This is a genomic window from Alistipes sp. dk3624, from assembly GCF_009557455.1.
GTDB classification, from domain to species: Bacteria; Bacteroidota; Bacteroidia; order Bacteroidales; family Rikenellaceae; genus Alistipes_A; species Alistipes_A hominis.
In genome coordinates this window covers 2,256,579-2,281,113 of record NZ_CP045651.1, presented here as the reverse complement: position 1 = coordinate 2,281,113, position 24,535 = coordinate 2,256,579, and the positions used below count along the sequence as shown (strand labels likewise).

26 protein-coding genes are annotated in these 24,535 nt (G+C 57.6%); 11 read left to right on the top strand and 15 right to left on the bottom strand.

Annotated features, from left to right (window positions below; genetic code table 11):
* Positions 1 to 118 precede the first annotated feature (118 nt).
* The 5 genes from GFH31_RS09760 to GFH31_RS09740 are packed head-to-tail and all read left to right on the top strand — an operon-like array spanning position 119 to position 3,398.
* Positions 119 to 529 carry a hypothetical protein gene (locus GFH31_RS09760; RefSeq protein ID WP_055202211.1) on the top strand — a complete coding sequence of 137 codons (411 nt, stop codon included), beginning with the start codon at positions 119 to 121 and terminating at the stop codon, positions 527 to 529.
* Positions 522 to 1,103 carry a dephospho-CoA kinase gene (coaE, locus tag GFH31_RS09755; RefSeq protein ID WP_118457735.1) on the top strand — a complete coding sequence of 194 codons (582 nt, stop codon included), beginning with the start codon at positions 522 to 524 and terminating at the stop codon, positions 1,101 to 1,103. The genes GFH31_RS09760 and coaE overlap by 8 nt, the downstream gene beginning before the upstream one ends.
* Positions 1,100 to 1,948: a dihydropteroate synthase gene (folP, locus tag GFH31_RS09750; RefSeq protein ID WP_228385755.1), complete on the top strand. Its 849-nt coding sequence runs from the start codon at positions 1,100 to 1,102 to the stop codon at positions 1,946 to 1,948. The genes coaE and folP overlap by 4 nt, the downstream gene beginning before the upstream one ends.
* Positions 1,945 to 2,598 carry an ABC transporter ATP-binding protein gene (locus tag GFH31_RS09745; RefSeq protein WP_055202215.1) on the top strand — a complete coding sequence of 218 codons (654 nt, stop codon included), beginning with the start codon at positions 1,945 to 1,947 and terminating at the stop codon, positions 2,596 to 2,598. The genes folP and GFH31_RS09745 overlap by 4 nt, the downstream gene beginning before the upstream one ends.
* A complete protein-coding gene (locus GFH31_RS09740) occupies positions 2,598 to 3,398 on the top strand; it encodes a TIGR02757 family protein (protein ID WP_118457739.1) in 801 nt (266 codons plus the stop codon). The genes GFH31_RS09745 and GFH31_RS09740 overlap by 1 nt, the downstream gene beginning before the upstream one ends.
* 85 nt (positions 3,399 to 3,483) lie before the next feature.
* On the opposite strand, the gene GFH31_RS09735 is transcribed toward GFH31_RS09740, so the two are convergent.
* The 7 genes from GFH31_RS09735 to queG form a co-directional block, all read right to left on the bottom strand.
* Entirely contained in the window at positions 3,484 to 5,448 is a 1,965-nt protein-coding gene (locus tag GFH31_RS09735) for a hypothetical protein (protein ID WP_153497832.1), read from the bottom strand.
* A gap of 55 nt (positions 5,449 to 5,503) precedes the next feature.
* Positions 5,504 to 6,787, bottom strand: a complete 1,284-nt coding sequence (locus GFH31_RS09730; protein WP_118657140.1) for an amidohydrolase — start codon at positions 6,785 to 6,787, stop codon at positions 5,504 to 5,506.
* Between the two features lie 117 nt (positions 6,788 to 6,904).
* A complete protein-coding gene (locus GFH31_RS09725) occupies positions 6,905 to 7,276 on the bottom strand; it encodes a DUF1573 domain-containing protein (protein ID WP_101571461.1) in 372 nt (123 codons plus the stop codon).
* Between the two features lie 39 nt (positions 7,277 to 7,315).
* Complete coding sequence (locus GFH31_RS09720; protein ID WP_101571463.1) at positions 7,316 to 8,143, bottom strand: TonB family protein; 828 nt, start codon at positions 8,141 to 8,143, stop codon at positions 7,316 to 7,318.
* 3 nt (positions 8,144 to 8,146) lie between these two features.
* The gene (locus GFH31_RS09715; protein WP_055202226.1) at positions 8,147 to 8,539 is read right to left on the bottom strand and encodes an ExbD/TolR family protein; all 393 of its coding nucleotides are present in this window, start codon (positions 8,537 to 8,539) and stop codon (positions 8,147 to 8,149) included.
* 36 nt (positions 8,540 to 8,575) lie between these two features.
* Positions 8,576 to 9,280 (bottom strand): MotA/TolQ/ExbB proton channel family protein, encoded by a 705-nt coding sequence (locus tag GFH31_RS09710; protein ID WP_055202228.1) that lies wholly within the window; start codon positions 9,278 to 9,280, stop codon positions 8,576 to 8,578.
* A 219-nt stretch (positions 9,281 to 9,499) separates the two neighbouring features.
* On the bottom strand, positions 9,500 to 10,399 hold the full coding sequence (gene queG, locus GFH31_RS09705) for a tRNA epoxyqueuosine(34) reductase QueG (RefSeq protein WP_153497831.1): 900 nt from the start codon (positions 10,397 to 10,399) through the stop codon (positions 9,500 to 9,502).
* A 112-nt stretch (positions 10,400 to 10,511) separates the two neighbouring features.
* Between queG and GFH31_RS09700 the strand changes: the two genes are divergently transcribed.
* Genes GFH31_RS09700 through GFH31_RS09690 form a run of 3 tightly spaced genes read left to right on the top strand, consistent with a single transcriptional unit; the run spans position 10,512 to position 13,586 of the window.
* The gene (locus GFH31_RS09700; RefSeq protein WP_101571467.1) at positions 10,512 to 12,128 is read left to right on the top strand and encodes an AMP-binding protein; all 1,617 of its coding nucleotides are present in this window, start codon (positions 10,512 to 10,514) and stop codon (positions 12,126 to 12,128) included.
* A gap of 6 nt (positions 12,129 to 12,134) precedes the next feature.
* Positions 12,135 to 12,830, top strand: coding sequence for a HesA/MoeB/ThiF family protein (locus tag GFH31_RS09695; RefSeq protein ID WP_055202235.1), 696 nt, complete (start codon positions 12,135 to 12,137; stop codon positions 12,828 to 12,830).
* 6 nt (positions 12,831 to 12,836) lie between these two features.
* Positions 12,837 to 13,586 carry a class I SAM-dependent methyltransferase gene (locus GFH31_RS09690; RefSeq protein WP_055202237.1) on the top strand — a complete coding sequence of 250 codons (750 nt, stop codon included), beginning with the start codon at positions 12,837 to 12,839 and terminating at the stop codon, positions 13,584 to 13,586.
* A 74-nt stretch (positions 13,587 to 13,660) separates the two neighbouring features.
* Here the strand turns inward: GFH31_RS09690 and GFH31_RS09685 are convergent, their stop codons facing one another.
* The 3 genes from GFH31_RS09685 to GFH31_RS09675 all read right to left on the bottom strand — a co-directional run bounded on the left by GFH31_RS09685 (position 13,661) and on the right by GFH31_RS09675 (position 15,975).
* Entirely contained in the window at positions 13,661 to 14,404 is a 744-nt protein-coding gene (locus GFH31_RS09685; RefSeq protein ID WP_153497830.1) for a nitroreductase family protein, read from the bottom strand.
* Positions 14,405 to 14,636: 232 nt separating this feature from the next.
* Positions 14,637 to 14,831 (bottom strand): hypothetical protein, encoded by a 195-nt coding sequence (locus GFH31_RS09680; RefSeq protein WP_153497829.1) that lies wholly within the window; start codon positions 14,829 to 14,831, stop codon positions 14,637 to 14,639.
* Positions 14,832 to 15,006: 175 nt separating this feature from the next.
* Positions 15,007 to 15,975 carry an ROK family protein gene (locus tag GFH31_RS09675; protein ID WP_055202241.1) on the bottom strand — a complete coding sequence of 323 codons (969 nt, stop codon included), beginning with the start codon at positions 15,973 to 15,975 and terminating at the stop codon, positions 15,007 to 15,009.
* Between the two features lie 256 nt (positions 15,976 to 16,231).
* Here GFH31_RS09675 and GFH31_RS09670 point away from each other — a divergent pair, with 256 nt between their 5' ends.
* Genes GFH31_RS09670 through GFH31_RS09660 form a run of 3 tightly spaced genes read left to right on the top strand, consistent with a single transcriptional unit; the run spans position 16,232 to position 19,623 of the window.
* Complete coding sequence (locus tag GFH31_RS09670; protein WP_055202243.1) at positions 16,232 to 17,206, top strand: polyprenyl synthetase family protein; 975 nt, start codon at positions 16,232 to 16,234, stop codon at positions 17,204 to 17,206.
* Between the two features lie 55 nt (positions 17,207 to 17,261).
* Positions 17,262 to 18,521: a peptidase U32 family protein gene (locus GFH31_RS09665; RefSeq protein WP_101571651.1), complete on the top strand. Its 1,260-nt coding sequence runs from the start codon at positions 17,262 to 17,264 to the stop codon at positions 18,519 to 18,521.
* A gap of 7 nt (positions 18,522 to 18,528) precedes the next feature.
* Positions 18,529 to 19,623 carry a YbhN family protein gene (locus tag GFH31_RS09660; RefSeq protein ID WP_081032486.1) on the top strand — a complete coding sequence of 365 codons (1,095 nt, stop codon included), beginning with the start codon at positions 18,529 to 18,531 and terminating at the stop codon, positions 19,621 to 19,623.
* 57 nt (positions 19,624 to 19,680) lie between these two features.
* Here the strand turns inward: GFH31_RS09660 and GFH31_RS09655 are convergent, their stop codons facing one another.
* The 5 genes from GFH31_RS09655 to kdsA all read right to left on the bottom strand — a co-directional run bounded on the left by GFH31_RS09655 (position 19,681) and on the right by kdsA (position 24,089).
* Positions 19,681 to 20,352 (bottom strand): 2-C-methyl-D-erythritol 4-phosphate cytidylyltransferase, encoded by a 672-nt coding sequence (locus tag GFH31_RS09655; protein ID WP_055202245.1) that lies wholly within the window; start codon positions 20,350 to 20,352, stop codon positions 19,681 to 19,683.
* Positions 20,349 to 21,383, bottom strand: coding sequence for an NAD-dependent epimerase/dehydratase family protein (locus GFH31_RS09650; protein WP_153497827.1), 1,035 nt, complete (start codon positions 21,381 to 21,383; stop codon positions 20,349 to 20,351). The genes GFH31_RS09655 and GFH31_RS09650 overlap by 4 nt, the downstream gene beginning before the upstream one ends.
* A gap of 1 nt (position 21,384) precedes the next feature.
* Positions 21,385 to 21,816 carry a pyridoxamine 5'-phosphate oxidase family protein gene (locus tag GFH31_RS09645; RefSeq protein WP_101571477.1) on the bottom strand — a complete coding sequence of 144 codons (432 nt, stop codon included), beginning with the start codon at positions 21,814 to 21,816 and terminating at the stop codon, positions 21,385 to 21,387.
* Positions 21,813 to 23,153: a peptidoglycan DD-metalloendopeptidase family protein gene (locus GFH31_RS09640; RefSeq protein WP_101571479.1), complete on the bottom strand. Its 1,341-nt coding sequence runs from the start codon at positions 23,151 to 23,153 to the stop codon at positions 21,813 to 21,815. The genes GFH31_RS09645 and GFH31_RS09640 overlap by 4 nt, the downstream gene beginning before the upstream one ends.
* 102 nt (positions 23,154 to 23,255) lie before the next feature.
* Entirely contained in the window at positions 23,256 to 24,089 is an 834-nt protein-coding gene (gene kdsA / locus GFH31_RS09635; protein WP_101571481.1) for a 3-deoxy-8-phosphooctulonate synthase, read from the bottom strand.
* Between the last annotated feature and the right edge of the window lie 446 nt (positions 24,090 to 24,535).

Genomic DNA, 24,535 nt, shown 5'->3' with positions numbered 1-24,535 from the left:
GAAGCCTTTTTGTCTTCCTATACCCTAATCTCGCTTCTCTTTCGGTTTTCGGACAAGGACGGATATTTTTTTATTCCCCGAATTTTCCTTTATTTTGCAAAGAAACCGAACGTGGGAAATGCATAAATTCACCTTATACCTGAAAGTCACCGCACGCAGGCTCAGCAACCCGGTATTCTTCATGCTGCTGGGATTATCGCTGATCTTGTGGTACGTGACCAAGCTCAGTCACTCCTATACGGCCGATATCAACATCCCCGTCCGCATCGACAGCGTCTATTATTCGGTGCGGTGTCAGGTGGAAGGATCAGGATACCAGATCTTGCTGCACAAGATCGCTCCGCGTAAAAACGGAGTGTTCATCTCGTCGGACAACATCGCGGTAACGCCGTCGACGACGGCCTCGGGCCTGTACGATATCTCGCCGTTCTGGTTGCAAAACACCATTTCGTCCCAGATCACCGACTTGAAAATCAAATCGGTGGCCGCTCCGGTCGAAATCGAATTTCCAAAACGAAGCGATGATTAAGGTCGGTATAACCGGAGGGATCGGAAGCGGAAAAAGCACGGTTTGCCGCCTCTTTTCGTTGCTGGGGGTTCCGGTGTACGACTCGGACACCGAAGCCAGGCGGCTGATGAACACCGACCCGGCCGTCATCGGAAAAATCCGGGAATTGCTCGGCAGCGCCGCTTACCGGGACGGAGTCCTGGACAGGCGGGCGGTCGCCGCGCAAATTTTCGGCAACTGCCTCCTGCGGGAGCGGCTGAACCGGATCGTCCATCCGGCCGTCGCGGTCGATTTCATGCGATGGGCCGGACGGCAAACGGGTCATTACGTCATCCAGGAAGCCGCCGTGCTGTTCGAAAGCGGCGCCGACCGGCTAATGGACGCCACGGTCGAAGTGGCTGCGCCGGAAGCGCTGCGTATCCGGCGTACCTGCCGGCGCGACGGAACGGACGAAGCGTCCGTACGGGCGCGGATCGCGGCCCAGCTCAGCGAAGAAGAACGCATCGCGCGGGCCGACCACGTGATCGTTTCAGACGACCGCACGCTGGTCATCCCCCAGGTATTGAAATTGCACGAATTATTCGGCCAATTATGAAACTGACCGTAGGAAAAATCGAAATCAGCCTTGAAAACCCCGTCGTCATGGCGATCGTCAACGTGACGCCGGATTCGTTTTTCAGCGGCAGCCGGACTCAGGAAGCGGATGCGATCGAACGCCGGGTGCGGCAGGCCGTATCGGAAGGCGCCGCCATTCTGGACGTCGGCGGGTATTCGTCGCGTCCGGGAGCGGACGACGTCTCCCCTCGGGAGGAGTTCCGCAGACTCGCCTCGGCGTTGGAGATCATCCGCAAAAAATTTCCCGACACCGCCGTGTCGATCGACACTTTCCGGGCCGGCGTAATGGAAAAAACACTCGAAAACTTCGGCCCGTGTATCGTCAACGACATCACGGGCGCGGAAGCCGAACCGGAAATCGCCGGCGTAGCCGCCCGTTACCGGGTGCCATTCATTGCCATGCACATGCGCGGCACGCCGCAGAACATGCAGAGCCGGACGCACTACGACGATCTGATCGGCGAAATACGCGGTTACTTCGCAGCAAAAACCGAAACGCTGCGCAGCGCCGGAGTCGAACAGATCGTGCTCGATCCGGGATTCGGTTTTTCAAAAACCGTCGATCAGAATTTCATGCTGCTCGGCCGGATGGGCGAAACATTCCGCGACACGGGGCTTCCGTTTTTAGCCGGCATCTCGCGCAAATCGATGATCTACCGGACGCTCGACACGACGCCGGACGACGCGCTGACCGGCACCTCCGCGCTGCACTGGGAATGCCTGCGCCAGGGAGCCTCGATCCTGCGGGTGCACGACGTTCGCGAAGCCGCGCAGGTCATCGCGCTGTGGAACCGTTTTACCGCTGCAAATACCGCAAAACCATGATAAAAACCAAAGATATACACAAAAGTTTCGGTGCGCTCGAAGTGCTCAAAGGAATCGACCTGTCGATCGACAAAGGGGAAGTCGTTTCGATCGTCGGGCCGAGCGGCGCCGGCAAAACGACGCTGCTGCAAATCCTCGGCACGCTGAGCCGGCCCACTTCCGGCGAGATCGAGATCGACGGCGTAGCCGTGCATACGCTGTCGGACAAGAACATCTCGAAATTCCGCAACACGAAGATCGGCTTCGTATTCCAGTTCCACCACCTGCTGCCCGAGTTTTCCGCGTTCGAGAACGTGTGTATTCCGGGCTACATCGCCGGACGCGAACGGCACGAAGTCGAAAAACGGGCCGCCGAACTGCTCGGGATGCTGGCCATGGAACACCGTCTGACCCATAAACCCGCCGAACTGTCGGGGGGCGAACAGCAACGCGTAGCCATCGCCCGCGCACTGATCAACTCGCCCGCCGTACTGCTGGCCGACGAGCCGTCCGGCAACCTCGACACCAAAAATAAGGAAGAGATCCACAAACTGTTCTTCACGCTGCGCGATACGTTCGGGCAAACGGTCGTCATCGTGACGCACGACGAACAATTGGCCGAAATGTCCGACCGCAAAATCCAGATGATCGACGGACTGATTCGCCCCTGATGGAACACGACGAACTCAAAGAGCTGCTCGACGGCCTGCACGACCGCTACAACGCGCCCGACTTCATTGCGGACGACCCGATCTCCGTTCCTCACCGCTTCGAACGCAGGGAGGACATCGAGATCAGCGGTTTTCTGGCCGCCACGATCGCATGGGGCAACCGCAAATCGATCGTTCGCAATGCCGGCCGGCTGATGCGCCTGATGGACGACGCTCCGTACGATTTCACCGTCCATGCGTCGGAACAGGAACTGAACGCGCTGCTGAACTTCGTTCACCGCACGTTCAACGGAGCGGACTGCATCGCCTTTATTCGCGCCCTGCGCCGACTATGCAGCCGCTACGGAAGTCTCGGCGGCTATTTCGAACAGACATACGCCGCCACGGGCGATCTGCGCACGGTACTGTCGCGGTTCCGCACGACGTTCTGGGAAAGCGATCATCCGACGCGCTGCGAAAAGCACCTCTCCAGCATCGACAAGGGCGCGGCCTGCAAACGGTTGAACATGTTTCTCAAATGGATGGTGCGCAGCGACAGTCGCGGCGTTGATTTCGGACTGTGGCGGACGATCCCGCCCTCGGCGCTCTACTTGCCGCTCGACGTCCACACCGGCAATACCGGCCGTGCGCTGGGCCTACTCACCCGACGGCAAAACGACTGGAAAGCGGTCGAAGAGATCACCGGCTCGCTGCGGCGGCTCGATCCGGACGACCCCGTCCGGTACGATTTCGCCCTGTTCGGAGTCGGAGTGAACCGGTCGTCGGACGAGCTGCCGCCGACCGGCGCAAAAATCCGCTGATTCCCCGATGAGCCCCGGGTTCGCAAAATAACAAAGGCTTCTCCTTACGAAGAAGCCTTCGTTCGATCCGGACATGCCGAGGCATCTACCGGGCGTATTTGATCGCCGCCTCGATATTGATGCCGCTCTCCCACGGCCGGCACCGACAGCCGCTCGGCTGTCCATCGACATAATATTCGACCCATGCGCCCGAATCGTCGCGCAGGGCCATCATCCGGTCGTAAACATCTGCAGCGAGCGGATCCCCGCAGTCGGCCAGCGCATATAGGAACATGCCGAAATCGTAGCCCAGTATCCGGTCCTGCGACGAGATTTTCCCGGTCTTCCGGTAAAGCGCGACCACCTCGTCGAGCAAAGCCCGTTTCTCGGAATCGGAAAGGAGCTGCGCATTGATGTAGATAGGGAAAAGGTAGGCGGACGGAATACTGAAACGCTCTACGGGCGGCAGTTCGACCCGGCTGTTGTCTTTGCGCATGCAATCCTCGCAGAAATAAAGACACCCTTTGAAATGGTAGGTCTCGGTAAAGTAATCGAAATGATCGGGGTGCAGGCAAACGCCGGGACGCGTAGCCGGATAGCTGACCTTCGCCTCGCGCTGCGGATTGTTGATGAACAGCTTGCCGTCCCGGTAAAAATTATCGCGGTAACGATCGCTGCATTGCCGCACGTCGCGTTCGAGCGCGGCGATCCGGTCTTCGTTCCACAGCGACCGCGTACGGACGAAATCCAGCAACCGCGAACTCCCTTCGATAAACAGCAGCGTCGCCTCGGCCGAACCGTGGTACATCACCTTGCGCGGCACGACGCCGCCGGCAATGTAAGTCTCGTCGCCGTTGAACGGCAGCATACCGTCGATCAGGTTGCGTTGCTGCGCCTGGGTCGCCCACTCAAGCATCGGAAGAATTCGTTCGAGGAACGCCGCATCGTTCGTTTTCCGGAAATAATCGAACGCCTGCACGACCAAATAACCGGTAATCTCGGTCTCGTCGTTTTCGTGACGGTGGAAAATTCCGGGATAACCGATCGCCTGCGCATTCTGGATATATCCGTAAACCTTCCATATGTTATGGTAGAACTCCAGGATGCCGCGGGCCTCTTCGCTGTGTCCCAGCGCCAACAGCGCCCGCGAAACCCCGTACTGGTCGCGCACGTAGCCCATGTGGTAAACGATCCCGGCCAGTACGCCGCCTTCGCGTCCTTGCTGGCTCTTGATCAGCACGCCGATGTCGTCCACGGCCCGGAAAAATTCGTCGCGGCGGTCGTCCGGCAGGTTCGACGCTTTGAACCGGTGCTGCTTCGCCGCATATTTCTTCCAGCTTTTCGCACTCGCCTTCTGCAACGATTCGGGCGATGCGGAAGCGATCGCCGCGCTGTTTTCGGCAAGCCGGCGTTCGTTCGGTCCGGCAACTACGTACAAGGCTCCGTCGCCCGGAGTCACGTTCAGCACCCAACTTTTATCGCCGCCCGCTCCCGGGACGAGCGTCGCCGAACCGGTCGTAAACACCTCGTACAGATAACCCGAAGGGGCTTTATAACTGCTGTAAAAAGGAACGCCGGGAGCGATGCCGATCCGGTAACGCCGGTTCGCATTCTTTAATTCCGCGGCCGACATATCCTCCCTGACCGTTATCAGCTCCTCATACGGAGCATACCGATCTTCCATCCTGACGGTGATCCGGTAACTGAACGGACGCTGCGCATGAATACGGCGGACGAAACCATCGCTGCCGACGGTTACGAAATCGGTCTGACGGGCTACTTCCGCCCCACCGTCGGTAATCAGGCTGTGCCAAACGGCCGTCCGAGGCTCGCGTTGCAGATCGACCCGGTAATCTCCCTGCAGATTCATCGTGAAAAATCCGGGAGAAGAGTAAGGCGGACCGAACAGTTGCAGGATATCGGCGCCCTGTCCATAGACGCACAGACCGCCGTTTCCAATCGCATGGATGCCCGGCACCTGCGAATTATCCTGCCGAACGACCGCGCCCGAAGCGCCGTCAAAAACGGCAACCGCGCCTAAAAACAGGCATGCAAAACGTAGTAACTTCATCTTTTTATTTAAGTTTTGGTTAGGTTCCGACACAAACCGGCCGCAATCCGCCGGTCTACTCCCCGCGCCGTTGCAAAACGCCCAGGCGGCGTTCGACCTCACGGCGGATCGCTCCGAAATCTCCGTTCGCCAGTGCACCCTGCCGCACCACGATGCGTCCGTCGACCATCACCGTCTCCACGTCGGACGGCTTCGCGCAGTAAACCAGGTTCGCGACCAGGTCGTGACACGGAGTCAGGTGCGGTTTATCGAGATTCAGCACGATCAGGTCGGCGCGGGCCCCTTCGGCTAGCACGCCGATCTCGCCCTTCATGCCGATCGCATCGGCCGCCCGCGTCGTCGCCATCCGCAACACTTCGTACGCCGGCAATACGCACGGATCTCCGGTAGCTACTTTCTGCAAAAACGAACCCGTACGCATCTCGTCCCACATATCCAGGTCGTTGTTCGAACTCGGCCCATCGGTGCCGATGCCGACGTTGGCGCCCCGTTCGAGCAACCGGGCGACCGGAGCGATCCCGCTCGCGAGCTTCATGTTGCTCTGCGGATTATACACGACGGAAACGCCCTGCCGGGACAAGATCTCCATATCCGTTTCGGTCAGGTGGACGCAATGCACCGCCAACGCGCGGTAATCGAAAACACCGAGATCGCGTAGATGCTCCACCGGCGTTTTACCGTATCGTTCGCGAATCGTTTCCACTTCCGACAAAGTCTCGGCGACATGGATATTGACGCCTACCCCGTTGCGTTCGCACAGTTTCAGCGATTCGCGGATTTGTTCGGGCGTACAGGTGTACGGGGCATGCGGAGCGACCCAAACCCGGATGCGATCGCCGGCGGCGCCGTTATACCGTTCAATCATCCGCTGCGTCCGTTCGACGTAACCGTCGAACGCCGTCCCGACGAAAGCCGGACTGACGACCGCCCGGATTCCGCTGCGGATCGCCGCCTCGGCGACCCGGTCGGCATACCAGTACATATCGACGAAAGCGGTCGTACCGCCGAGCAGCATTTCGGCGATTCCCAGCTCGGCCCCGCTGTAAATATCGTCGCCGTCCAGTTTCGCCTCGAACGGCCAAATCTTTTCGGTCAGCCACGGCATCAGCGGCAGGTCGTCGGCATAGCCGCGCATCAGGGTCATCGACACGTGGTTGTGCAGGTTAATCAGACCCGGCATCACGAGCCGTCCGGCGCCGTCCGCCACCTGCAATCCTTCTCCTCGCTCCCGCTCGTAACGTTCGATCCGCTGCGGGGAGTCGCTCACCAACGCGATCCGGTCGCCGCTGATGGCAACCGCGCCCCGGTAATATTTCGGTCTGCCGGGCTGTTCCGTCATCGGAAGCACCAGGCAATTTTTTATCAATAGTTCCACAATCGTCCGACACTAAATAACCTACCCGTCCGTCAAAGGGCGGGCCAAAACAAAAATAATCAAATATCCGGTAATTTCCTCCTACGGAACGACGTTTCCGCGGATCGTAACGATATACTGCTTTTCGGGCGTATTCGTCAGGATTTTGACGGCTTTCAGAAAAGAGCCGTCTTGCTTGGCGGGATCGTAAACCACCGTCACCGTACCTTTCCGTCCCGGAGCCACCGGTTTCCGCGAAAAGCGGACTTTCGTGCAATTGCAGGCCGTTTCGGCTTTTATAATCACCAGCGGAGCGTCCCCGGTATTTTCGAAACGGAAATCCCGGCTCACGGCTCCGCCCTTTTCACCGACCTCGCCCAGATCGTACGTTTTGGTCTCGAAGGCGACGGCAGGCTGGGCGCAAAGCTCCCCGCCTCCGAAAACGACACATATCAAAATCAACAGATACCTCATACGCTGTTACGGCTATACTCCGTTCTGCGGAGAACGACGTCACTGCATCCGGAAATTGTAGGTAATGGTTCCCGACTGCGAAACCGGAGCGTTCTCGTCCACGTTGAACTGCGCGCGGCGGGCCGCCTGCAGCGCGGAATTGACCAGCGAACTGTTCTGCGTCGTGGAACCTTTCGAACGATAGGTCGCCGCAGTGACTTTCCCCTGCTGATCCACCATGATTTCGATCACAACGCGTCCCTGGTCTTTAGCGCTGTAATCGGGTTTCGGAAGCATTCCGACCAGCGATCGCCCGGACAGGCTCGCCGAATTGCCGCCGGTGCCCGTCCCGGTTCCTTCGTGGCTTCCTTCCGGCGTTCCGGCCGGGTTCCCCTGATTGCCGGCCCCGGTTCCGGTTCCTTCGCTCGCAGCTTTGCTGCCCTCGGTGCGGCCCGGAAACAGCGCTTTACGATTCACCTCGCGCGGCTTCTCCACCGGCTTCTGTTCGGGCTTGGGCTTGGCCTCGACCTTCTTATCCTCTTTTTTCGGCGTTTTCTTTTCGTCTTTCTTCTTCTCCCTAACTACGACGTCGGTCTCCTCGAAGTCCTGCGTCAACTGCTCGTCCTCGGCAGCCTGCTGCGGCGGAGCCTGTTGCTGCGGTTGCTGCGGAGCCTCGGCAGCCTGGTCGTTCATCGCGAGGTCGGCTCCAGGAGCAGCCTCCTCGACATTCCCGAAATTAATCATCAGCCCCTCGCCGTTGTCGGGAGGCGGAAGCAGTTGAAATTTCAACAGCAACAACAACAGCAACACCGACACTGCGTAAATCAGCGTCGCTATTCCGCCTACGAGGCGCTGCTGCGTACGGTCTTCCGGCTGAAAGTCAATCATCGGTTATTCCGGTCTCGTTGCCAAAATCAGTTTGAACTTATTCTTCATGGCGATGTTCATCACTTTCACCACCTCTTCGATCGGAACGCTTTTGTCGCAGTGCAGCGACACGGTAGGATCTTCCGTTCCGGTCAGTTTCGCGACCAGCGTCTCTTCGAGCCGATCGAAGGAAACGGGCGTCGTCTCGATGAAATAGCCCAGATCGGAGTTGATCGAAACCGTCGTGTACGGTTTCTCCTTCAACTGATTGGAACTCTTCGGCAACGTCAGCTTCACGGCGTTCGGATTGATCAGCGTGGTCGAGAGCATCATGAAAAGCAGCAGCAGGAAGATCAGGTCCGTCATCGACGAAGCGCTGAACCCTACATCTACTTTCGATCCTCTTTTAATGGCCATAATCGTGCGATTTTAATTCTTGTAACAAGTGTTGTCTTACTGTTCGATCGGCTGGTTCAGGATATCCATGAACGCAATCGAGTTGGCCTCCATCTGAAATACCAGCTTCTCGATACGGGCCACCAGGTAGTTATACCCGAAATAGGCCGGCACGCCGACCGTCAGACCGCCGACCGTCGTCACCATCGCCACGTACATACCGCTGGCCAACACCGTCATATCGACCGTTCCTCCCGCCTGCGACATGTTCATAAAAGCCTGCACCATGCCGACCACCGTACCGAGAAACCCGATCATCGGCGCGCCGCCGGCGATCGTCGCCAGAATCGGCAGACCGTTTTCGAGCTTCGACACTTCCAGGTTGCCTACGTTTTCGATCGAACTGTTCACGTCGCTCAGCGGACGGCCGATCCGCTCGATCCCCTTTTCGACCATCCGGGCGATCGGAGTGTTGGTGGAACGGCAAAGTTGGATCGCCGCGGAGATTTTCCCGTCGAAAATCTGCTCGCGGATCCGGTTCATGAAATTCACGTCCACGGCGGAAGCCTTGCGGATCGCCCAGAACCGTTCGAAGAAAATAAACACGGCCACGCCCCCTAAAATCAACAAAGGCCACATCAGGAAACCACCGGCCAGGAAAAGCTCTCCGAAACTCATCGTTTGGGCAGCCTGCTCGGTCGCCGCAGCGGCAGCGGCCGTGGCGGCAGCCACCGGTTCAGTTGCTTGCAACAAGATCATCATATCTACAAATTGTTATTTTAAATTTTGAAAATACGCTTCCGTTTTCAATTCACAAAAATACGTTTTATTATGAATCCTACAAACATTCGCCGGCCCCGAGTTTTCGTTTTTTTTCACCCCGGATACAATCGGTTATCAGGCAAAACGTTAACCTCAGGGGCAAGCCGGATTTTGTTCCGAAGCACGCGAAAAATCGCACGTCTCGGCATCCGTCCGGCTTCACTTCAGCCTACGTATCCGCTCTTGTAGGCGGCGCAAACCGCACCGGGCAAGCGGTGTTTCGCCGAAAATCCGCCGGAAACCGGCCTCGTCCAATCCCAACCAGTCGTCGATGTCCAACCGTTCCAGTTCCGCAAGCGGTGCGAAAGAGTCGTGCACGGAGACCGGGGCTTTGCGGTTGTAAGGACAGGCCCTTTGGCATACGTCGCACCCGAACAGCCAGCCGTGCAGATCGCCTTCGTCCCCGTCGCCGGCTTCGATCGTCCGGCGGGAAATGCAGCGCCCCGCGTCGATCGTCCGGTCGGGACGGATCGCCGCGACCGGACAGGCGTCCACGCAGGCGCGGCAGGTTCCGCAGCCGTCGCGCACGAACGGCGCGTCCGACTCCAATTCGGCCGTCGTAACTACCTCGCCCAGCAACAGGAACGAGCCGAGCCGGGGATTCGCCAGCAACGAATTGCGTCCGATCCAGCCCAGGCCGGCCTCGACCGCCCACGACTTTTCGGCCAGCGGAGCGGTATCGGTAAAAACCCGTCCGGACGCCCCGGGCACGAGTTCCCGCAGGTAGGCCGACAATTCGTTCAACCGTTCGCGGATCGTCAGATGGTAATCCCTCGAATGCGCATAAGAAGCGATGCGGGAAGCCACCTCGTGCGCCGACGGCGGGCGGTGGTAGCCGACCCCGCAAACGATCACCGAACGGGCGCCTTCGCAGAGCGCCCCCGGATCGAACCGTTTGCCGGTATTCCGGCGCAAATACTCCAAGCCGCCGTCGCATCCGTCGGCGAGCCAATTCTTAAACCGATCGTACTGCCGCTCCAGCGAACGGCAGCGGGCAATCCCGCACAGATCGAATCCGAGCGACAAAGCCTTCCTGCGGATTTTTTCGGAGTTTGTCATTTTTGCCGTTTACGGTTCGGGTTATTTGCGCAAAAGTACGATTTATAAAACAAAAATCTTTACATTTGCATTTTACATTAGGGAGTGTTTATCGCTTTTAACAAACGTATCAATTATGTTCAACACGCTTCTGGAATTATATCAGCACAGCATCCACGCTTACAGTTCCAATAAGTGTTTTTCGATGTACGGCGGGGAGGCGCTCACGTACCGCGATTTTGCAGACCGGGTAGACTCCCTGATCGAAACGTTCGTCGCATCCGGTCTCAGCCACGGGGACAAGATCGCCCTGCTGAGCAACAACATGCCCAACTGGGGAGCGGCTTATTTCGCCGCCGCGATTTCGGGCATGGTCATCGTCCCGATCTTGCCGGACTTTTCCGGAGCGGAGATCGACCGCATCATCCTGCACTCCGAGGCGAAAGCCCTGGTCGCTTCCGACAAACTCTATACGAAAGTATCCAAGGAAGTTATCGCACAGCTACAGGTCGTAATTCGCTCGATGAACCTCGGGGTCATATCTTCCCATTCGGACGCTCCGCGCGGAACGATCAGGGATCCGAAAGAGGAAGACCTCGCCGCCATCATCTATACTTCCGGAACGACTTCCCGGCCCAAAGGGGTCATGCTGTCGCACAAAAACCTTTGCAGCGAACTGGCGATGGTCAGCATCCTGCAACCGGTTTACCAAAACGACGTCTTCCTGTCGATCCTGCCGCTGTCGCATACTTACGAATGCTCGCTGGGCATGTTGCTGCCGTTCATGTGGGGAGCCTCGGTGATCTATCTCGACAAAGCGCCCACCGCCGCCGTACTGCTGCCGATCCTCAAAGAGGTACGGCCGACTATCATGCTGAGCGTACCGCTGATTATCGAGAAAATATACAAAAACAAAATCCTGCGCCAACTGTCGGCCAACCGCCTGATGCGGTGGCTGTATCGGAAAGAGTGGGGCCGCAAATGGCTGCACCGCATAGCGGGCAAAAAACTGATGAAACTATTCGGCGGCCGCATCCGCTTTTTCGGGATCGGCGGGGCAAAACTCGACGGAACCGTCGAGCGCTTCCTGTTCGAAGGGAAATTTCCGTACGCGATCGGCTACGGGCTGACCGAAACGGCTCCGGTACTGGCCGGCGTCAACCCGTCGATGGTACGCCACCAGTCGACCGGTCCGATGCTCGAAGGCGTCCAGGCGCGGCTGGACAACGTGAATCCGCAGTCGGGCGAAGGCGAAATCGTCGTCAAAGGGCCGAACGTGATGATCGGCTACTACAAAGACCCCGAAGCGACCGCCGACTCGTTCACCTCGGACGGCTGGTTCCGCACGAAAGACCTCGGCCTATTCGACCAGGACGGATACCTCTACATCAAGGGACGGCTGTCGAACATGATTCTCGGCCCGAGCGGCGAAAACATCTATCCCGAAGAGATCGAAAACGTCCTCAACAGTCACGCGCTCGTCAACGACTCGCTGGTCAGGGAGGACAACATGGGCAAGCTGGTGGCGATCGTCTACTTCAACCGCGAAGAACTCGAACGCAAATACAAGACGATGAAGGAAGAACTGGGCATCCGGATGGAAAACATCAAGCACGAGCTACTCGCTTACGTCAACTCGAAAGTAAACCGCTTCTCGAAAATATCGACCGTCATCGAACAGAAAGACGAATTCGAAAAAACGCCGACCCACAAGATCAAACGGTTCCTCTATAACAAAAAACAAAAATAAACCTGCATGACCGAACGAGAAACGGAACGCTATCAACGCAACCTGCTGGTCGAAGGGTTTTCGGCAACCGGGCAGCAACGGCTCTCGGAAAGTCGCGTAACGGTGGTCGGAGCCGGAGGACTCGGCTCGGCGACGCTGAACTACCTGGCGGCGGCGGGAGTCGGCCGCCTGCGGATCGTCGAAAACGACACCGTATCGCTGAGCAACCTGCAACGCCAGATTCTCTACACAACCGCCGACCTGGACGCTCCGAAAGCAGAAGTCGCCGCGGCACGGCTGTCGCGGCTGAATCCGGCCTGCCGGATCGAAATCCGCACCGACCGGCTCGACGGCGGCAATGCGGACGAAATCCTGTCGGATTGCGACGTCGTCGTGGACTGCACCGACAACTACGCCACCCGTTATGCGATCGACGATTTCTGTTCGGCCCGGCGGATACCGATGGTATACGGTACTGCCGAGCAGATCGGCGGACAGGTTTCGGTCTTCAACACGGCGGGAGCCGGATCGTACCGTTCTCTTTATCCGGAACAGCCGGTACAACAGCCGATCGTCGGAGTACTTTCGCCGATCGTCGGAGTCATCGGCTCGCTGCAAGCGCTCGAAACGATCAAGCTGCTCGCGGGTATCGGCGACGGACTGGCCGGACGGCTGCTGACGATCGACGGACGTACGATGCGCATCTTCACATTCGAAATCTGACGCTCTATGTTCGATATAGCCAGGCAACGCGGCACGGTCCGCGAACAACTCCGCATCGCAGACCTGATGTCGCTGACCCCGAAAGGGAAACGGGTGCTCGAGATCGGCGCGCGGGACTGTTACCTATCGCGGAAACTCACCGCCCTGTACCCGGAAGTGGTAGCGCTCGACCTTACGAAACCCGAAATCGACGCGCCCGGCATCACGGCCGTACAGGGCGACGTTACCGGACTCCGTTTCGCGGACAATGCGTTCGATACCGTTTTCTGCACCGAAGTGCTGGAACACGTCCCGCCCGAAAAATTGCAGCAGGCCTGCAACGAGATCGTCCGCGTCGCATCGCGCTACGCGGTAATCGGCGTTCCCTACCGGCAGGATCTGCGCGCCAACCGCACCCGTTGCCTACGGTGCGGCGCGGTCAATCCGACGACCGGCCACCTGAACCGTTTCGACCGGCAGCGGCTGACCGCCCTGTTCCCCGGCATGACGCCCCGCGAGATCCGGCTCACAGGACGCGGACAGGCCGTCACCAACCCGCTGTCGGTGGCGATCTACCGCCTGTGCGGATATCCCTACGGCAGCTACGAACAGGAGGAAGGATGCATCCGCTGCGGCGAAAAACTCGTCCGACCGAAGATCGACCGAATACAATGGGCGCTCTGTTTCGTCGCACGCGCATTGAACCAGATTCAGTACAAACTGTACGGCCGCAACAGGCCGATATGGATTCACATCCTGTTCGAAAAAACAGCCTGAACCGACGAAATTAAAACCGGGACGCTCGCGATGAGCGTCCCGGTTCGGTTTATACACTTCGCGACGATGCGAAATTATTTCAGACCGATCTGTTTTTCGAGGTATTCCCGGATCGAATGCTCCATCGAATGGCGGTGATAATCGGCGATGTGGCAGGCCCAGTCGTTGTCTGTACGGTCGCCCGCACGGCAACAGTTGAATTCGGTGACCTCCTTGTCATAACGATCGAGCAGCGGCAGCATCCGGTCATCGGCGCAATACCGGTTCTCGTGAACGACCAGCGGCAACGGCAGCTTCGGTTTCAGATCGGGCTTCTCGCGCGGATAGCCGACGGCGAGTCCGCAGACGATCGAAACGCCCCGCGGCAACGCCAGCATCTGCGAAACCTTTTCGGGATCGGCCGTGCGGATATACCCGACGCAGCAGCAGCCCAGTCCGAGCGATTCGGCGGCCGTCACGGCGCTCATCATCGCCAGCGAAGCGTCGATCACGCCGACCGTATAACCGTCGATCGTAGCGTCGAACGCCGGCGTATCGACGCCCTTCTGTTTGGCCGCGAGCCGCAGTTTATGAAAATCCATGCAGAAGACCATGAAAACGGCCGACGTCTTGATCTGTTTCTGTCCGGTAATCTCGTACAATTGCTCTTTCAGAGCCTGGTCGGTAACGGCGATTACCGAAAACTGCTGACCGTTGTAACTGGTCGGCGCGTTGCGGATCGCTTCGTAAATAAAATTCAGTTTTTCCGGTTCGATCGGCTGGCGTTCGTAACGCCGGATCGACCGGCGCTCCAGCAGACTTTCCTTAACACTTTTCATATCTTTCGAAATTTGATTTTTCTTGCGTTCCGGATCGTTACCCAGCAAACAGGATACCGATTCCAGCCTACATGACCTTCGCAAGATACGTTATTTTCGGGAAACGAGGATCGCCGAAGCGCGAAAATTCTCTACTTCCCGTCCCGCATCCGCGCGTTCATAGACTCCTCAATCGGTAGAGATCGCATATCGAAATCCGAACATTTCAAACCGGGGAGCAAATACGCGTCCTTCAAACGCCACAGCCCGAAAAAGAATCCGCGATCCGATCCGCCCCTACGATTCTGGCCGCGAGATCGATCCGCTCGATTTCCAGCGTTAGCGAGTTCAGGTGGGCAAACTCCTGCTTTTCGACCGTTCGGACTTTGGGCTTCTGCAATTCCCAAGATTCCAGGACAGCGATTCCGAACAAAAGGTAGATCGGCATTTTTTTATGGCGAAAGTATTTTAACTAACAGAAATCTCGGTAGAATCGTAAAAAAAGCCGCTCCCCGAATGGGGAGGGCTTTCAAAAACCAATTTCCGGAAAGGCCCGACCTCTTACCGGACAGTCGTATCTGTCAGGCTCACTCTAGTTTGCACACATAACAGTATGGGAATATTTATCCCTTGTTTTGCACATGCTGCCATGCGAGAGCCGACGCCCCGAGAACGGCGGCGTTTTTCCCGTCGATACCGGACGGCAACAATTTCACCTTGTTGCGGAAAATCGGCATCATGTTCATCTCCATGTATTTCTTCGTCGGCTCGAAAATATACTTGCCGGCCTTGGCCAATCCGCCGAACAGGAAGATCGCCTCGGGACTGGTGATGCTCACCGCATCAGCCAGCGCGCGTCCGAGCAACATGCCGGTGTATTCGTACGCTTCGATTGCCAACGGGTCGCCGTTGAGCGCCGCTTTGGTAATCATTTCGGCAGTCAGGTCGGTAAACGTCACATGCCGGAATTCGCTGTCCTCGATGCTGTCGGCCATCAGCTTGAAAATCGTTCGTTTGATCCCGGTCGCCGAAACATAAGTTTCGAGACATCCCTTGCGACCGCATCCGCAGACGCGCCCCGTATGGCTGACCGTCACGTGCCCGAGCTCGCCGGCGAAACCGTCGTGCCCGTAAATCAACTGGCCGTTGGCTACGAACCCGCTGCCGAGTCCCGTGCCGAGCGTCACGACCAAAAAGTCCTTCATGCCGCGCGCGCCGCCGTATACCATTTCGCCGACGGCCGCCGCATTGGCGTCGTTGGTAACGATCACCGGCAGCGTCGGGAAGAAACGCTTCATTTTTTCGACCAAATTCACCGTGCCCTTCCACGGTAAGTTGGGCGCGAATTCGATCGTTCCTTTATAAAAGTTGCCGTTGGGCGCGCCGATACCCACTCCGATCAGTTCGTACTCTTCTCCGGCCGTCTTCAGCAGATTCTGGATTCCGATATACAACTCTTCGATATAAAGATCCGAATCCGGGAAATTGCGGGTCGGAAATACGCCCTCGCTCAAAATATTCCCCTGCTCGTCGACTAAACCATAGGCGGAATTGGTACCTCCGATATCCACGCCAACTGCTACTTTTTTCATCTGTTAAATCAGGTTTTAAATTATTTAATTATTTCAAATGGTTGCGAATCACGTAAAATGTCTTTCAAATATACAAAAAAAATCATCCCTGCAAGCATCCGGTTTGAAAATAACGGCGACGCGCCGATATTATTTCGCAATCCGGACAGATTGCGCGTCCGGCGGCAACGTTCCGCCGGACGCCCCGGTACGGCCGTAACGTTTTTTTCTTAACTTTGCATCCGAATCAAACGGAAGACCCTTAAAATCCGGCATTATGTACTCTTTCCACGAACTGGCCGATATCGTTCAGAACGAAATCAAAAACCTGAAATATCCGCAGCAGCCCGAACTGCTGTACGCTCCGATCGTCTATTCGCTCGAAGAGGGCGGCAAACGAATCCGTCCGGTCGCGCTGCTGATGGCCTGCAACCTGTTCCGCGATGAGATCGACTGCGCCAAACCGGCCGCTCTCGCCGTCGAAGTGTTCCACAACTTCACGCTGCTGCACGACGACATCATGGACCGTTCCGACACCCGTCGCGGCAAACCGGCCGTGCATACGCGCTGGAACGACAACGTGGCGATCCTGTCCGGCGACGCAATGATGATCTACGCTTATAAACTGTTGTGCGGATGCGACCGGAGAGTGCTGCCGCAGCTACTCGAAACGTTCAACGAAACGGCCATCGGCGTCTGCGAAGGACAGCAGTACGACATGGACTTCGAATCGCGCGACGACGTAACGGTCGACCGGTACCTGGAGATGATCCGGCTGAAAACGGGCGTGCTGTTGGCCGGCGCGCTCAAACTCGGGGCAATCTGCGCGGAAGCCCAACCGTGGCAGGCCGAACTGTTATACAACTTCGGGATCAACGTCGGACTGGCTTTCCAACTGCAGGACGACCTGTTCGACACGTACGGCGATGCCGCCGTATTCGGCAAACCGATCGGCGGGGATATCCTGGCCGGCAAAAAAACGTTCCTGCTGACTACGGCGCTGAAAACCGCCGATGCGGCCACCCGCGGCGAACTGCTCGCGCGGCTGCACGACGGCGGCATGTCGGCGGCGGAGAAAATCGAAACCGTGCGTGGCATCTACGACCGGCTGGGAGTCCGGAAGATCACCGAAAAGGCGATCGCCGACTATTTCCGCAATGCCGACCGAATCCTCAACAGCCTGGAAGTCGGGATCGAACGCATCGTCCCGCTGCAGGAACTGAGCGAAACCCTGTTGAACCGCAAAAAATAACGGGCCTTTCGAAAAAACGGGGACAACGCGCCCCAACTGCAAAACGATGGAAAAGATAAAACGCGACGAAATCGAGATCATGGCGCCGGTAGGCTGCTACGAATCGCTGGCGGCGGCCGTGCAGGCCGGAGCCGATTCGATCTATTTCGGCGTCGAACAACTGAACATGCGCGCCCGGTCGTCGTTCAACTTCACGCTGGACGACCTGGCAAGGATCGTCGCGACCGCCCGCGAGAACGGCATCCGCACTTACCTGACCGTCAATACGATCCTATACGACGAAGACCTGCCCGAAATGCGCCGGATTCTGGACAGGGCCCGACGGGAAGGCGTGGACGCCGTGATCGCATCGGATCAGGCGGCGATTTTCTACGCCCGATCGATCGGTCTCGAAGTCCACATCTCCACGCAACTGAACGTGTCGAACATCGAATCGGTCGCATTTTACGCGCAATATGCCGACGTGGTGGTACTGGCACGCGAATTGAGCCTCGCGCAGGTGCAGGCGATCCGCCGCGGCATTCTCGAGCGGGATATCCGCGGTCCGCACGGCAAACCGGTCAAAATCGAAATGTTCGCGCACGGTGCGCTCTGCATGGCCATCTCCGGCAAATGCTACCTGAGCCTGCACCACACGAACTGTTCGGCAAACCGGGGAAGCTGTCGCCAGATCTGCCGCAGGGCTTACGAGGTCAGGGACAAAGATACCGGCGAAGAACTGGAGATCGAGAACCATTATATCATGTCGCCGAAGGACCTCTGCACGGTCGATTTCCTCGACCGTTTCCTGGAGGCCGGAGTGCGGGTGCTGAAGATCGAGGGCCGGGCCCGTTCGGCGGAATACGTCAAACGGGTCGTCGAATGCTACGACGAAGCGCTGCGGGCGATCGAAGCCGGAACGTATACCCCGGAAAAGGCCGAGGCATGGAAGCAGCGGCTGCAGACCGTATTCAACCGCGGTTTCTGGGGCGGGTACTACCTCGGCGAACGGGCCGGACAGTGGAGCAGTCACTACGGGTCGTCCGCCACGATGCGCAAGGTGTACGTCGGCAAGGTAACGAATTACTTCTCCCGGATCGGCGTAGCGGAGATCCTGGTCGAAGCGGCTCCGCTGGAAGCCGGAGAGGAAGTTTTCATCACCGGAGAGACGACCGGAGTGTTGGAATTCACGGCCGAAGACATCCGGGTAGCCCTGAAATCCGCCGAACGGGTTCCTCAGGGCGTCTATTGTTCCGTAAAAACCCCTTCGCCGGTACGACGCGGGGATAAACTCAATAAAATGGTACCGTCCGGAAAAGTCCCGGACAACCGGTAAACAGACAATGAACAACCGACCCGAAAATACCCCGGAGCCGCAGCATCCGCCGAAAAGCCCGTTGAGCAAGATACGGCTTTCGAACGCTTTCTATCCGATCCTCATCGGATTGGGAGCGGTAGGGTACATGCTGTGGAAAGACTTCGACATCCAGGTGTTTTCCGGAATCACTTTCTCGTGGCACATGGTGTTCTGGCTCGTTATGGCCGTGGTGTTCATGTTCGGCCGCGACATCGGCTACATCATCCGTATCCGCATCCTCAGCAACAACCAGCTTTCGTGGCGGCAGGCGTTCCGGGTCATCATGCTGTGGGAGTTCACGTCGGCGATCACGCCGTCGGCCGTCGGGGGCACCAGCGTCGCGATCATCTACGTCCACAAAGAAGGGATCAGCGTCGGGCGCAGCTCGGCGATCGTAATGCTCACCTCGTTCCTCGACGAACTCTATTTCATCGTGATGTTCCCGCTGCTGATACTGATCGTCGGCCCGTCGGAACTTTTCGACGTTTCAACCTCTTCCGGAGTGCTTACGCGCAGCCTGATGGGAATCGCGCTGACCGGCTATTTCCTGAAACTGGGATTCGTGCTGGTGCTTTCGTACGGGCTGTTCGTCAATCCGCGCGGGCTGAAATGGCTGCTGTTGAAAGTTTTCAAACTGAAATTCCTGCGCCGCTGGTACCATGCGGCCGGACAGACCGGCACGGACATCATCCGCTCGTCGCACGAAATCCGGCGCTACAACTACAAATTTTGGCTGAAAGCGTGTTCTTCGACCTTCCTGTCGTGGAGTTCGCGCTACCTGGTGGCCAATGCGCTGATCATGGCCTTTTTCGCAGTCAGCGACCAATTCCTGCTGTTCGCGCGGCAGCTGGTGATCTGGATCATGATGCTGGTGATGCCTACCCCCGGCGGAAGCGGCTTCGCAGAATACGTATTTTCGAGCTATTGCAGCGACCTGATCAGCGTTTCGCCGGCGATGCAGTTGGGAGCGGCCACGCTGATCGCCCTGCTGTGGCGCGGGGTAACTTACTACCCCTACCTCGCCATCGGCGCGATCATCTTCCCGCGCTGGATCAAGAAAAAATTCATGCACAAACAGTAATCCACGGATTCTCTAAAAAGACCCAAGGTACGGGCGGAACGGACTGACGCGGCGGTACTATCGGACTTTCAGCAACGCCTCGGCCGTCACGATATCGACCGGCGTAGTAATTTTGATATTCATATAAGAACCTTCGCAAAGATATATCCGTCCGCCGTCCGCCTCGACCACGCTCGCATCGTCGGTAAAAGAGTCCCGAAAAGGCTGTCGATAGGCTTTCCGGAGAATTTCCGTGCGGAAAACCTGCGGAGTCTGGACGATGCGGAACGCAGAACGGTCTACGATGTTGCTGCCCCCGTCCGCGATCCGCCGCAGCGAATCGACCGGTACGACGACCGGAATCACGGCCCCGTAGGCCTGCGCATCCCGCACGGCCCGCAGAATCACTTCCCGGCCGACCAGCGGCCGCACGCCGTCGTGTACGGCGACCAGTCCGGCATCGCCCGCATGATCCAATCCGCGGCGCACCGACTCGAAACGGGTCGCTCCGCCCTCGCAGACTTCATGCGGCGTCGTAAAAGCGTATTCGCGGCAAAGATTCCGCCAATAGCCGATATGCGCTGCGGGCAGTACGACGATCGTCCGGGCATCCGCCAGCGTCTCGGCGAAACGCCGGATCGTATGCATCAGGATCGGCAACCCGTCGAGCACCAGGAACTGCTTGGGAACCTCGGCGCCCATCCGCGAGCCGCTACCTCCGGCCACGATAATCACAGCGATACGGTTCATCTCTTCTTCTCTTCCAGATAGGCCCGGGTGACTCTTCGCAGCGTCTCCTGCACCGGGGTAAATTCGAAATCGAGCGTCCGCAACACCTTTTCATTGCTGTAATACGAACTGCTGACGGCGCTGGACAGGATCGATTCGGACAGGAGCTGCTTGTGCCGGGTCACCCGCCGAAGTTCCCGCTCGGCGGCGGCGGCCAGGTTCAGCGCACGGGTTCCGATACAAATGCGCGGCAAACGGCGGCCGGCCGTCTCGGCGACGATCGAAAAAAACGCTTTGAACGGAAGGTTTTCGGCGGAAAGAATATACCGCTGTCCGACAGCTTCCGGCACTTCGGCCAACAAAACCGTCGCCCGCGCCACGTCCCGGACATCCACGTACCCCTTTACGCCTTTCGTATAGAAAAAGTTCCCGTGGGCACCGAATGCGATCAACTGGGAACTTCCCGATTTCCAGTCCCCTTCGCCGATAACGATCGACGGATTGACGACAACCGTCCGCAACCCCTGCAGGGCGCCCCGCCGGACGATATTTTCCGCATAGAACTTACTGACCGAATAGGCCGACAATCCGACCAGACTGTCCGGTATGCACGTTTCATCGACCAGCTTCTCCCCGGGCCGGGCCGGGCCGAGCGTCGCCACGGAACTGACATGCACCAGCAAGCCGACCCCGCTGTCGAGGCAGGCGTTCACGACATGCGTCGCCAGTTCGGTATTCGCAACGATAATTTCGTCCGACCTTTCCGGATCGAAAGAAACCTGCGCCGCACAGTGGAACAGCACGTCGGTTCCCTCCACCGCTTCACGCAGCGCATGCGGGTTATTCAGCGCCGTTTCCCGAAATTCGATCCGGTCGTAAAAAGACGAAACACCCATGCGCTCCAGCGTCCGGTGCAACAACTGTTGCCGCTTTATATCGCGTACCAACATCCTCACCGTGCACCCGGCGCGGAGCAGTTCGGCAACGAGGTGACTACCCACCAATCCGGTTCCTCCGGTAACCGTAATTCGTTTGTCTTTCAGCGTATTCAATTCAACTGTTCGTATCGTTTTCCCATATTATTTTTTTTCCGAAACCGAGCCGGTTGTCCGTGTACTTGAAAAAAACGGGGCGGATGATCCACAGCTCCAGATCCATCACCGCCGCAAACGGAAACCGCCTGAGGTAAGCATTCCGGGCGACCCGACGCTCCTCCCCTTCCGGCCGTGCCATCGTACCGCGCAACTGCAATCCCCGCACCTTGCCGACGACCGAGGTTTCGAGCACCACGGACGCGGCGACCCGCGGATTCCGCGTCGCCTGCCGCACATGCAGCGTATCGGCGGCCGAAGTCGCCACGAACCAGTTGCGCTGCGGCAGGTAAACGTAAAACAAGTTGCAACAATACGGCCCCTCCTCATCCTCCGTCGCCAGCGTCAGCACATGATGCTCCGCGAGAAATTTCGCGATCCGTTCGTCGATCATCGGGCCGGAGTCTGTTTCACCGAATCGGGGTTCGCCGCGCGCGACGTATCGGCGGCCGGAGCGAACGACGTGACTTTCAGGCTATCGGCCAACGTGCCGTTCAACTCGGCCATGATCCGGTCGCGGACTCCGTCGAACGCCTGCTTGTTGGCGGCGCGAACCGGTTCGGCCGGCTCGGTGGGCACTTTTAACGGGTCGATCGGCGTCCCGTTGCGCCACAACCGGAAATCCAGGTGCGGCCCGGTGGCCAATCCCGTCGCACCGACGTAACCGATCAACTGTCCCTGACGCACTCGGGTTCCCTTATTAATCCCTTTCGCATACCCCTTCAAATGCAGATAGCCCGAAACCAACTGTCCCGAATTGTGTTTAATTTTCAACGTATTACCGCCTCCGCCGCCATATCCTTTGGCGATCACCACGCCGTCTCCGACCGCTACGACCGGCGTACCGGAAGGCGCGGCGTAATCCACCCCGTAGTGCGGACGCCGGATACGCAATATCGGGTGCAGCCGCGAAGCCGAAAAGCGCGAACTGATCCGGCTGTATTTCAACGGAGCTTTCAGCAGGTTCTTACGCAGGCTCTGCCCCTGTTCGTCCCAGTAACTCACTTTGCCGTCCTGCATGAACGGGATCGCATAATAGTTCTTTCCGCCGTGTTCGAATCGCGCGCCCCAGATCGTCCCGTGACCGATTTCAACCGTATCCACGTATTTCTGGTCATAGATCACCGTAAAGTTATCGCCTTCCTGAATCCCGAAAAAGTCGATCGACCAGGCGTAAATATCCGACAGATCCATCGCCAGCATCGGACTCATCCCATTGTCGATCATGCAATTCCACAAAGACGACGTAATGGTGGCCGTCTTCATCCGCCGTTTGACGGTCACGTTCTTCGTATCCATATAGACCCGCACCGAATCCCCGCTCAGGTCGAACACCAGGTAATCGGTCATCGAAGCCTCGTACACGAAATAGGCCAGCCGGGCCGCCGAGTCTTTCGTCTGGAAGGTGGTATATTTCTGCCCCGCCTTGATCCCGCGCAGGCTGAACACGGGCTCCGACTTCCGGGCAATCTGATCGACCAGGCCGGGCCCCACGCCGTAACGACCGAAAATCTGCCCGATCGTTTCGCCGAATTCCACGGTATTCTCGGCAAGGTCGTATTTCCCGACGTCGATTCCGTAAAGCAGGACGGTCGTATCTTCCTGAGGCACATCAACGAGGGCGTCGGATTCGGACGGCGCTCCGCTGCGGTTCAGCGCCAAAACAACGAGTACGGCGAGCACCAACACCCCGCCCGCGGAAACCGCAATGACTTTCCAATTTTTTTTCATTCCGCAAAATTACTTTCCTTCCCGCGAACGCGCAATGTCCGGAAAGAGGTTTTTATGGTCATTTTACGAACGGGCGCCGCCGCGCGGCACTCCGTCCGAAGACTATTTTCCGAATGCGTTGATCGTCTCCCGAATCCGCGCCAGCCGTTCGAGAAGACTTTCCAGTCGATCCAGCGCCAGCATATTCGCCCCGTCGCTTTTCGCAATGGCCGGGTTCGGATGCGTTTCGATAAAAAGACCATCGACGCCGGCCGCGACCGATGCGCGCGCAATGGTTTCGATCATTTCGGGCTGCCCGCCGGTCACGCCGCTCGTCTGGTTGGGCTGCTGCAACGAATGGGTAATGTCCATAACCACGGGATAACCGAGGTTCTGCATCGCAGGGATGCCGCGCATATCGACGATCAGGTCGTAATAACCGAAGGTCGTGCCCCGGTCGGTCAGCATCACGTTCGGATTGCCCGCATCGCGGACTTTCCCGGCGGCGAAGGACATCGCTTCCGGAGCGAGAAATTGTCCCTTTTTGATATTGACGACCTTGCCGGTCTTCGCGGCGGCAACCAGCAGATCGGTCTGGCGGCACAGGAAAGCCGGTATCTGCAACACGTCGACGTATTCGGCGGCGATCGCAGCCTCTTCCGGGTTGTGGATATCGGTCACTACCGGCACGCCGAATCCGCGCCGGATGTCGGCCAGCAGTTTCAGCGCCTTTTCATCGCCGATCCCGCTGAACGAGTCGAGCCGCGAACGGTTCGCCTTGCGGTACGACGCTTTGAATATATAGGGAATACGCAGCCGCTCGGTGATCCGGCAGGCTGTTTCGGCCACGGTTTTCAACATATCCGCGTCCTCGACGACGCAAGGTCCGGCCATCAGGAAAAACATGCCGCTGCCGGTATGTTTGATATTCGGAATTCGGTTCAGCACTTCGTTCATATCCTCGGAATTTTATCCGGTAAAGATAACAAAACCTCCCGATACGACAAATACCCCCCGCAAACCGCATCCGGAGAAGCCCGTTTACGGCTTTTTTTTATACGGATAAAATAGGCAAAACCTCAATCAAGCCGACCTTTTTACAAAAACCACTAATTTTCGCTTTGACACCAGAACTGTTAATCGAAACATATTAATTTGCATTTGTTATACATTTGTTATACATTCATATCACAAATGAATACTTCATAAAGACATCAATTAAAATATCAAAACGAATTGCAGCGGAATCATGCAACTACGCTTACGACATTTACGGATATGTGCCAAGCCGGCAACGGAGGCAGTTGCTGGGAAGGATATACTTATTACACCTACGATTGCCAAGGAAACCGGACAGGGGGGATCGCAAAATGTAGAAGTTATCTATTGCAACTAATCAAAGG

Bases quoted from the DNA above. Each gene is read 5' to 3' on its own strand.
- GFH31_RS09760 (WP_055202211.1), top strand. From the start codon at position 119: ATGCATAAATTCACCTTATACCTGAAAGTCACCGCACGCAGGCTCAGC.
- coaE (WP_118457735.1), top strand. From the start codon at position 522: ATGATTAAGGTCGGTATAACCGGAGGGATCGGAAGCGGAAAAAGCACG.
- folP (WP_228385755.1), top strand. From the start codon at position 1,100: ATGAAACTGACCGTAGGAAAAATCGAAATCAGCCTTGAAAACCCCGTC.
- GFH31_RS09745 (WP_055202215.1), top strand. From the start codon at position 1,945: ATGATAAAAACCAAAGATATACACAAAAGTTTCGGTGCGCTCGAAGTG.
- GFH31_RS09740 (WP_118457739.1), top strand. From the start codon at position 2,598: ATGGAACACGACGAACTCAAAGAGCTGCTCGACGGCCTGCACGACCGC.
- GFH31_RS09735 (WP_153497832.1), bottom strand. From the start codon at position 5,448: ATGAAGTTACTACGTTTTGCATGCCTGTTTTTAGGCGCGGTTGCCGTT.
- GFH31_RS09730 (WP_118657140.1), bottom strand. From the start codon at position 6,787: ATGACGGAACAGCCCGGCAGACCGAAATATTACCGGGGCGCGGTTGCC.
- GFH31_RS09725 (WP_101571461.1), bottom strand. From the start codon at position 7,276: ATGAGGTATCTGTTGATTTTGATATGTGTCGTTTTCGGAGGCGGGGAG.
- GFH31_RS09720 (WP_101571463.1), bottom strand. From the start codon at position 8,143: ATGATTGACTTTCAGCCGGAAGACCGTACGCAGCAGCGCCTCGTAGGC.
- GFH31_RS09715 (WP_055202226.1), bottom strand. From the start codon at position 8,539: ATGGCCATTAAAAGAGGATCGAAAGTAGATGTAGGGTTCAGCGCTTCG.
- GFH31_RS09710 (WP_055202228.1), bottom strand. From the start codon at position 9,280: ATGATGATCTTGTTGCAAGCAACTGAACCGGTGGCTGCCGCCACGGCC.
- queG (WP_153497831.1), bottom strand. From the start codon at position 10,399: ATGACAAACTCCGAAAAAATCCGCAGGAAGGCTTTGTCGCTCGGATTC.
- GFH31_RS09695 (WP_055202235.1), top strand. From the start codon at position 12,135: ATGACCGAACGAGAAACGGAACGCTATCAACGCAACCTGCTGGTCGAA.
- GFH31_RS09690 (WP_055202237.1), top strand. From the start codon at position 12,837: ATGTTCGATATAGCCAGGCAACGCGGCACGGTCCGCGAACAACTCCGC.
- GFH31_RS09685 (WP_153497830.1), bottom strand. From the start codon at position 14,404: ATGAAAAGTGTTAAGGAAAGTCTGCTGGAGCGCCGGTCGATCCGGCGT.
- GFH31_RS09680 (WP_153497829.1), bottom strand. From the start codon at position 14,831: ATGCCGATCTACCTTTTGTTCGGAATCGCTGTCCTGGAATCTTGGGAA.
- GFH31_RS09675 (WP_055202241.1), bottom strand. From the start codon at position 15,975: ATGAAAAAAGTAGCAGTTGGCGTGGATATCGGAGGTACCAATTCCGCC.
- GFH31_RS09670 (WP_055202243.1), top strand. From the start codon at position 16,232: ATGTACTCTTTCCACGAACTGGCCGATATCGTTCAGAACGAAATCAAA.
- GFH31_RS09660 (WP_081032486.1), top strand. From the start codon at position 18,529: ATGAACAACCGACCCGAAAATACCCCGGAGCCGCAGCATCCGCCGAAA.
- GFH31_RS09655 (WP_055202245.1), bottom strand. From the start codon at position 20,352: ATGAACCGTATCGCTGTGATTATCGTGGCCGGAGGTAGCGGCTCGCGG.
- GFH31_RS09645 (WP_101571477.1), bottom strand. From the start codon at position 21,816: ATGATCGACGAACGGATCGCGAAATTTCTCGCGGAGCATCATGTGCTG.
- GFH31_RS09640 (WP_101571479.1), bottom strand. From the start codon at position 23,153: ATGAAAAAAAATTGGAAAGTCATTGCGGTTTCCGCGGGCGGGGTGTTG.
- kdsA (WP_101571481.1), bottom strand. From the start codon at position 24,089: ATGAACGAAGTGCTGAACCGAATTCCGAATATCAAACATACCGGCAGC.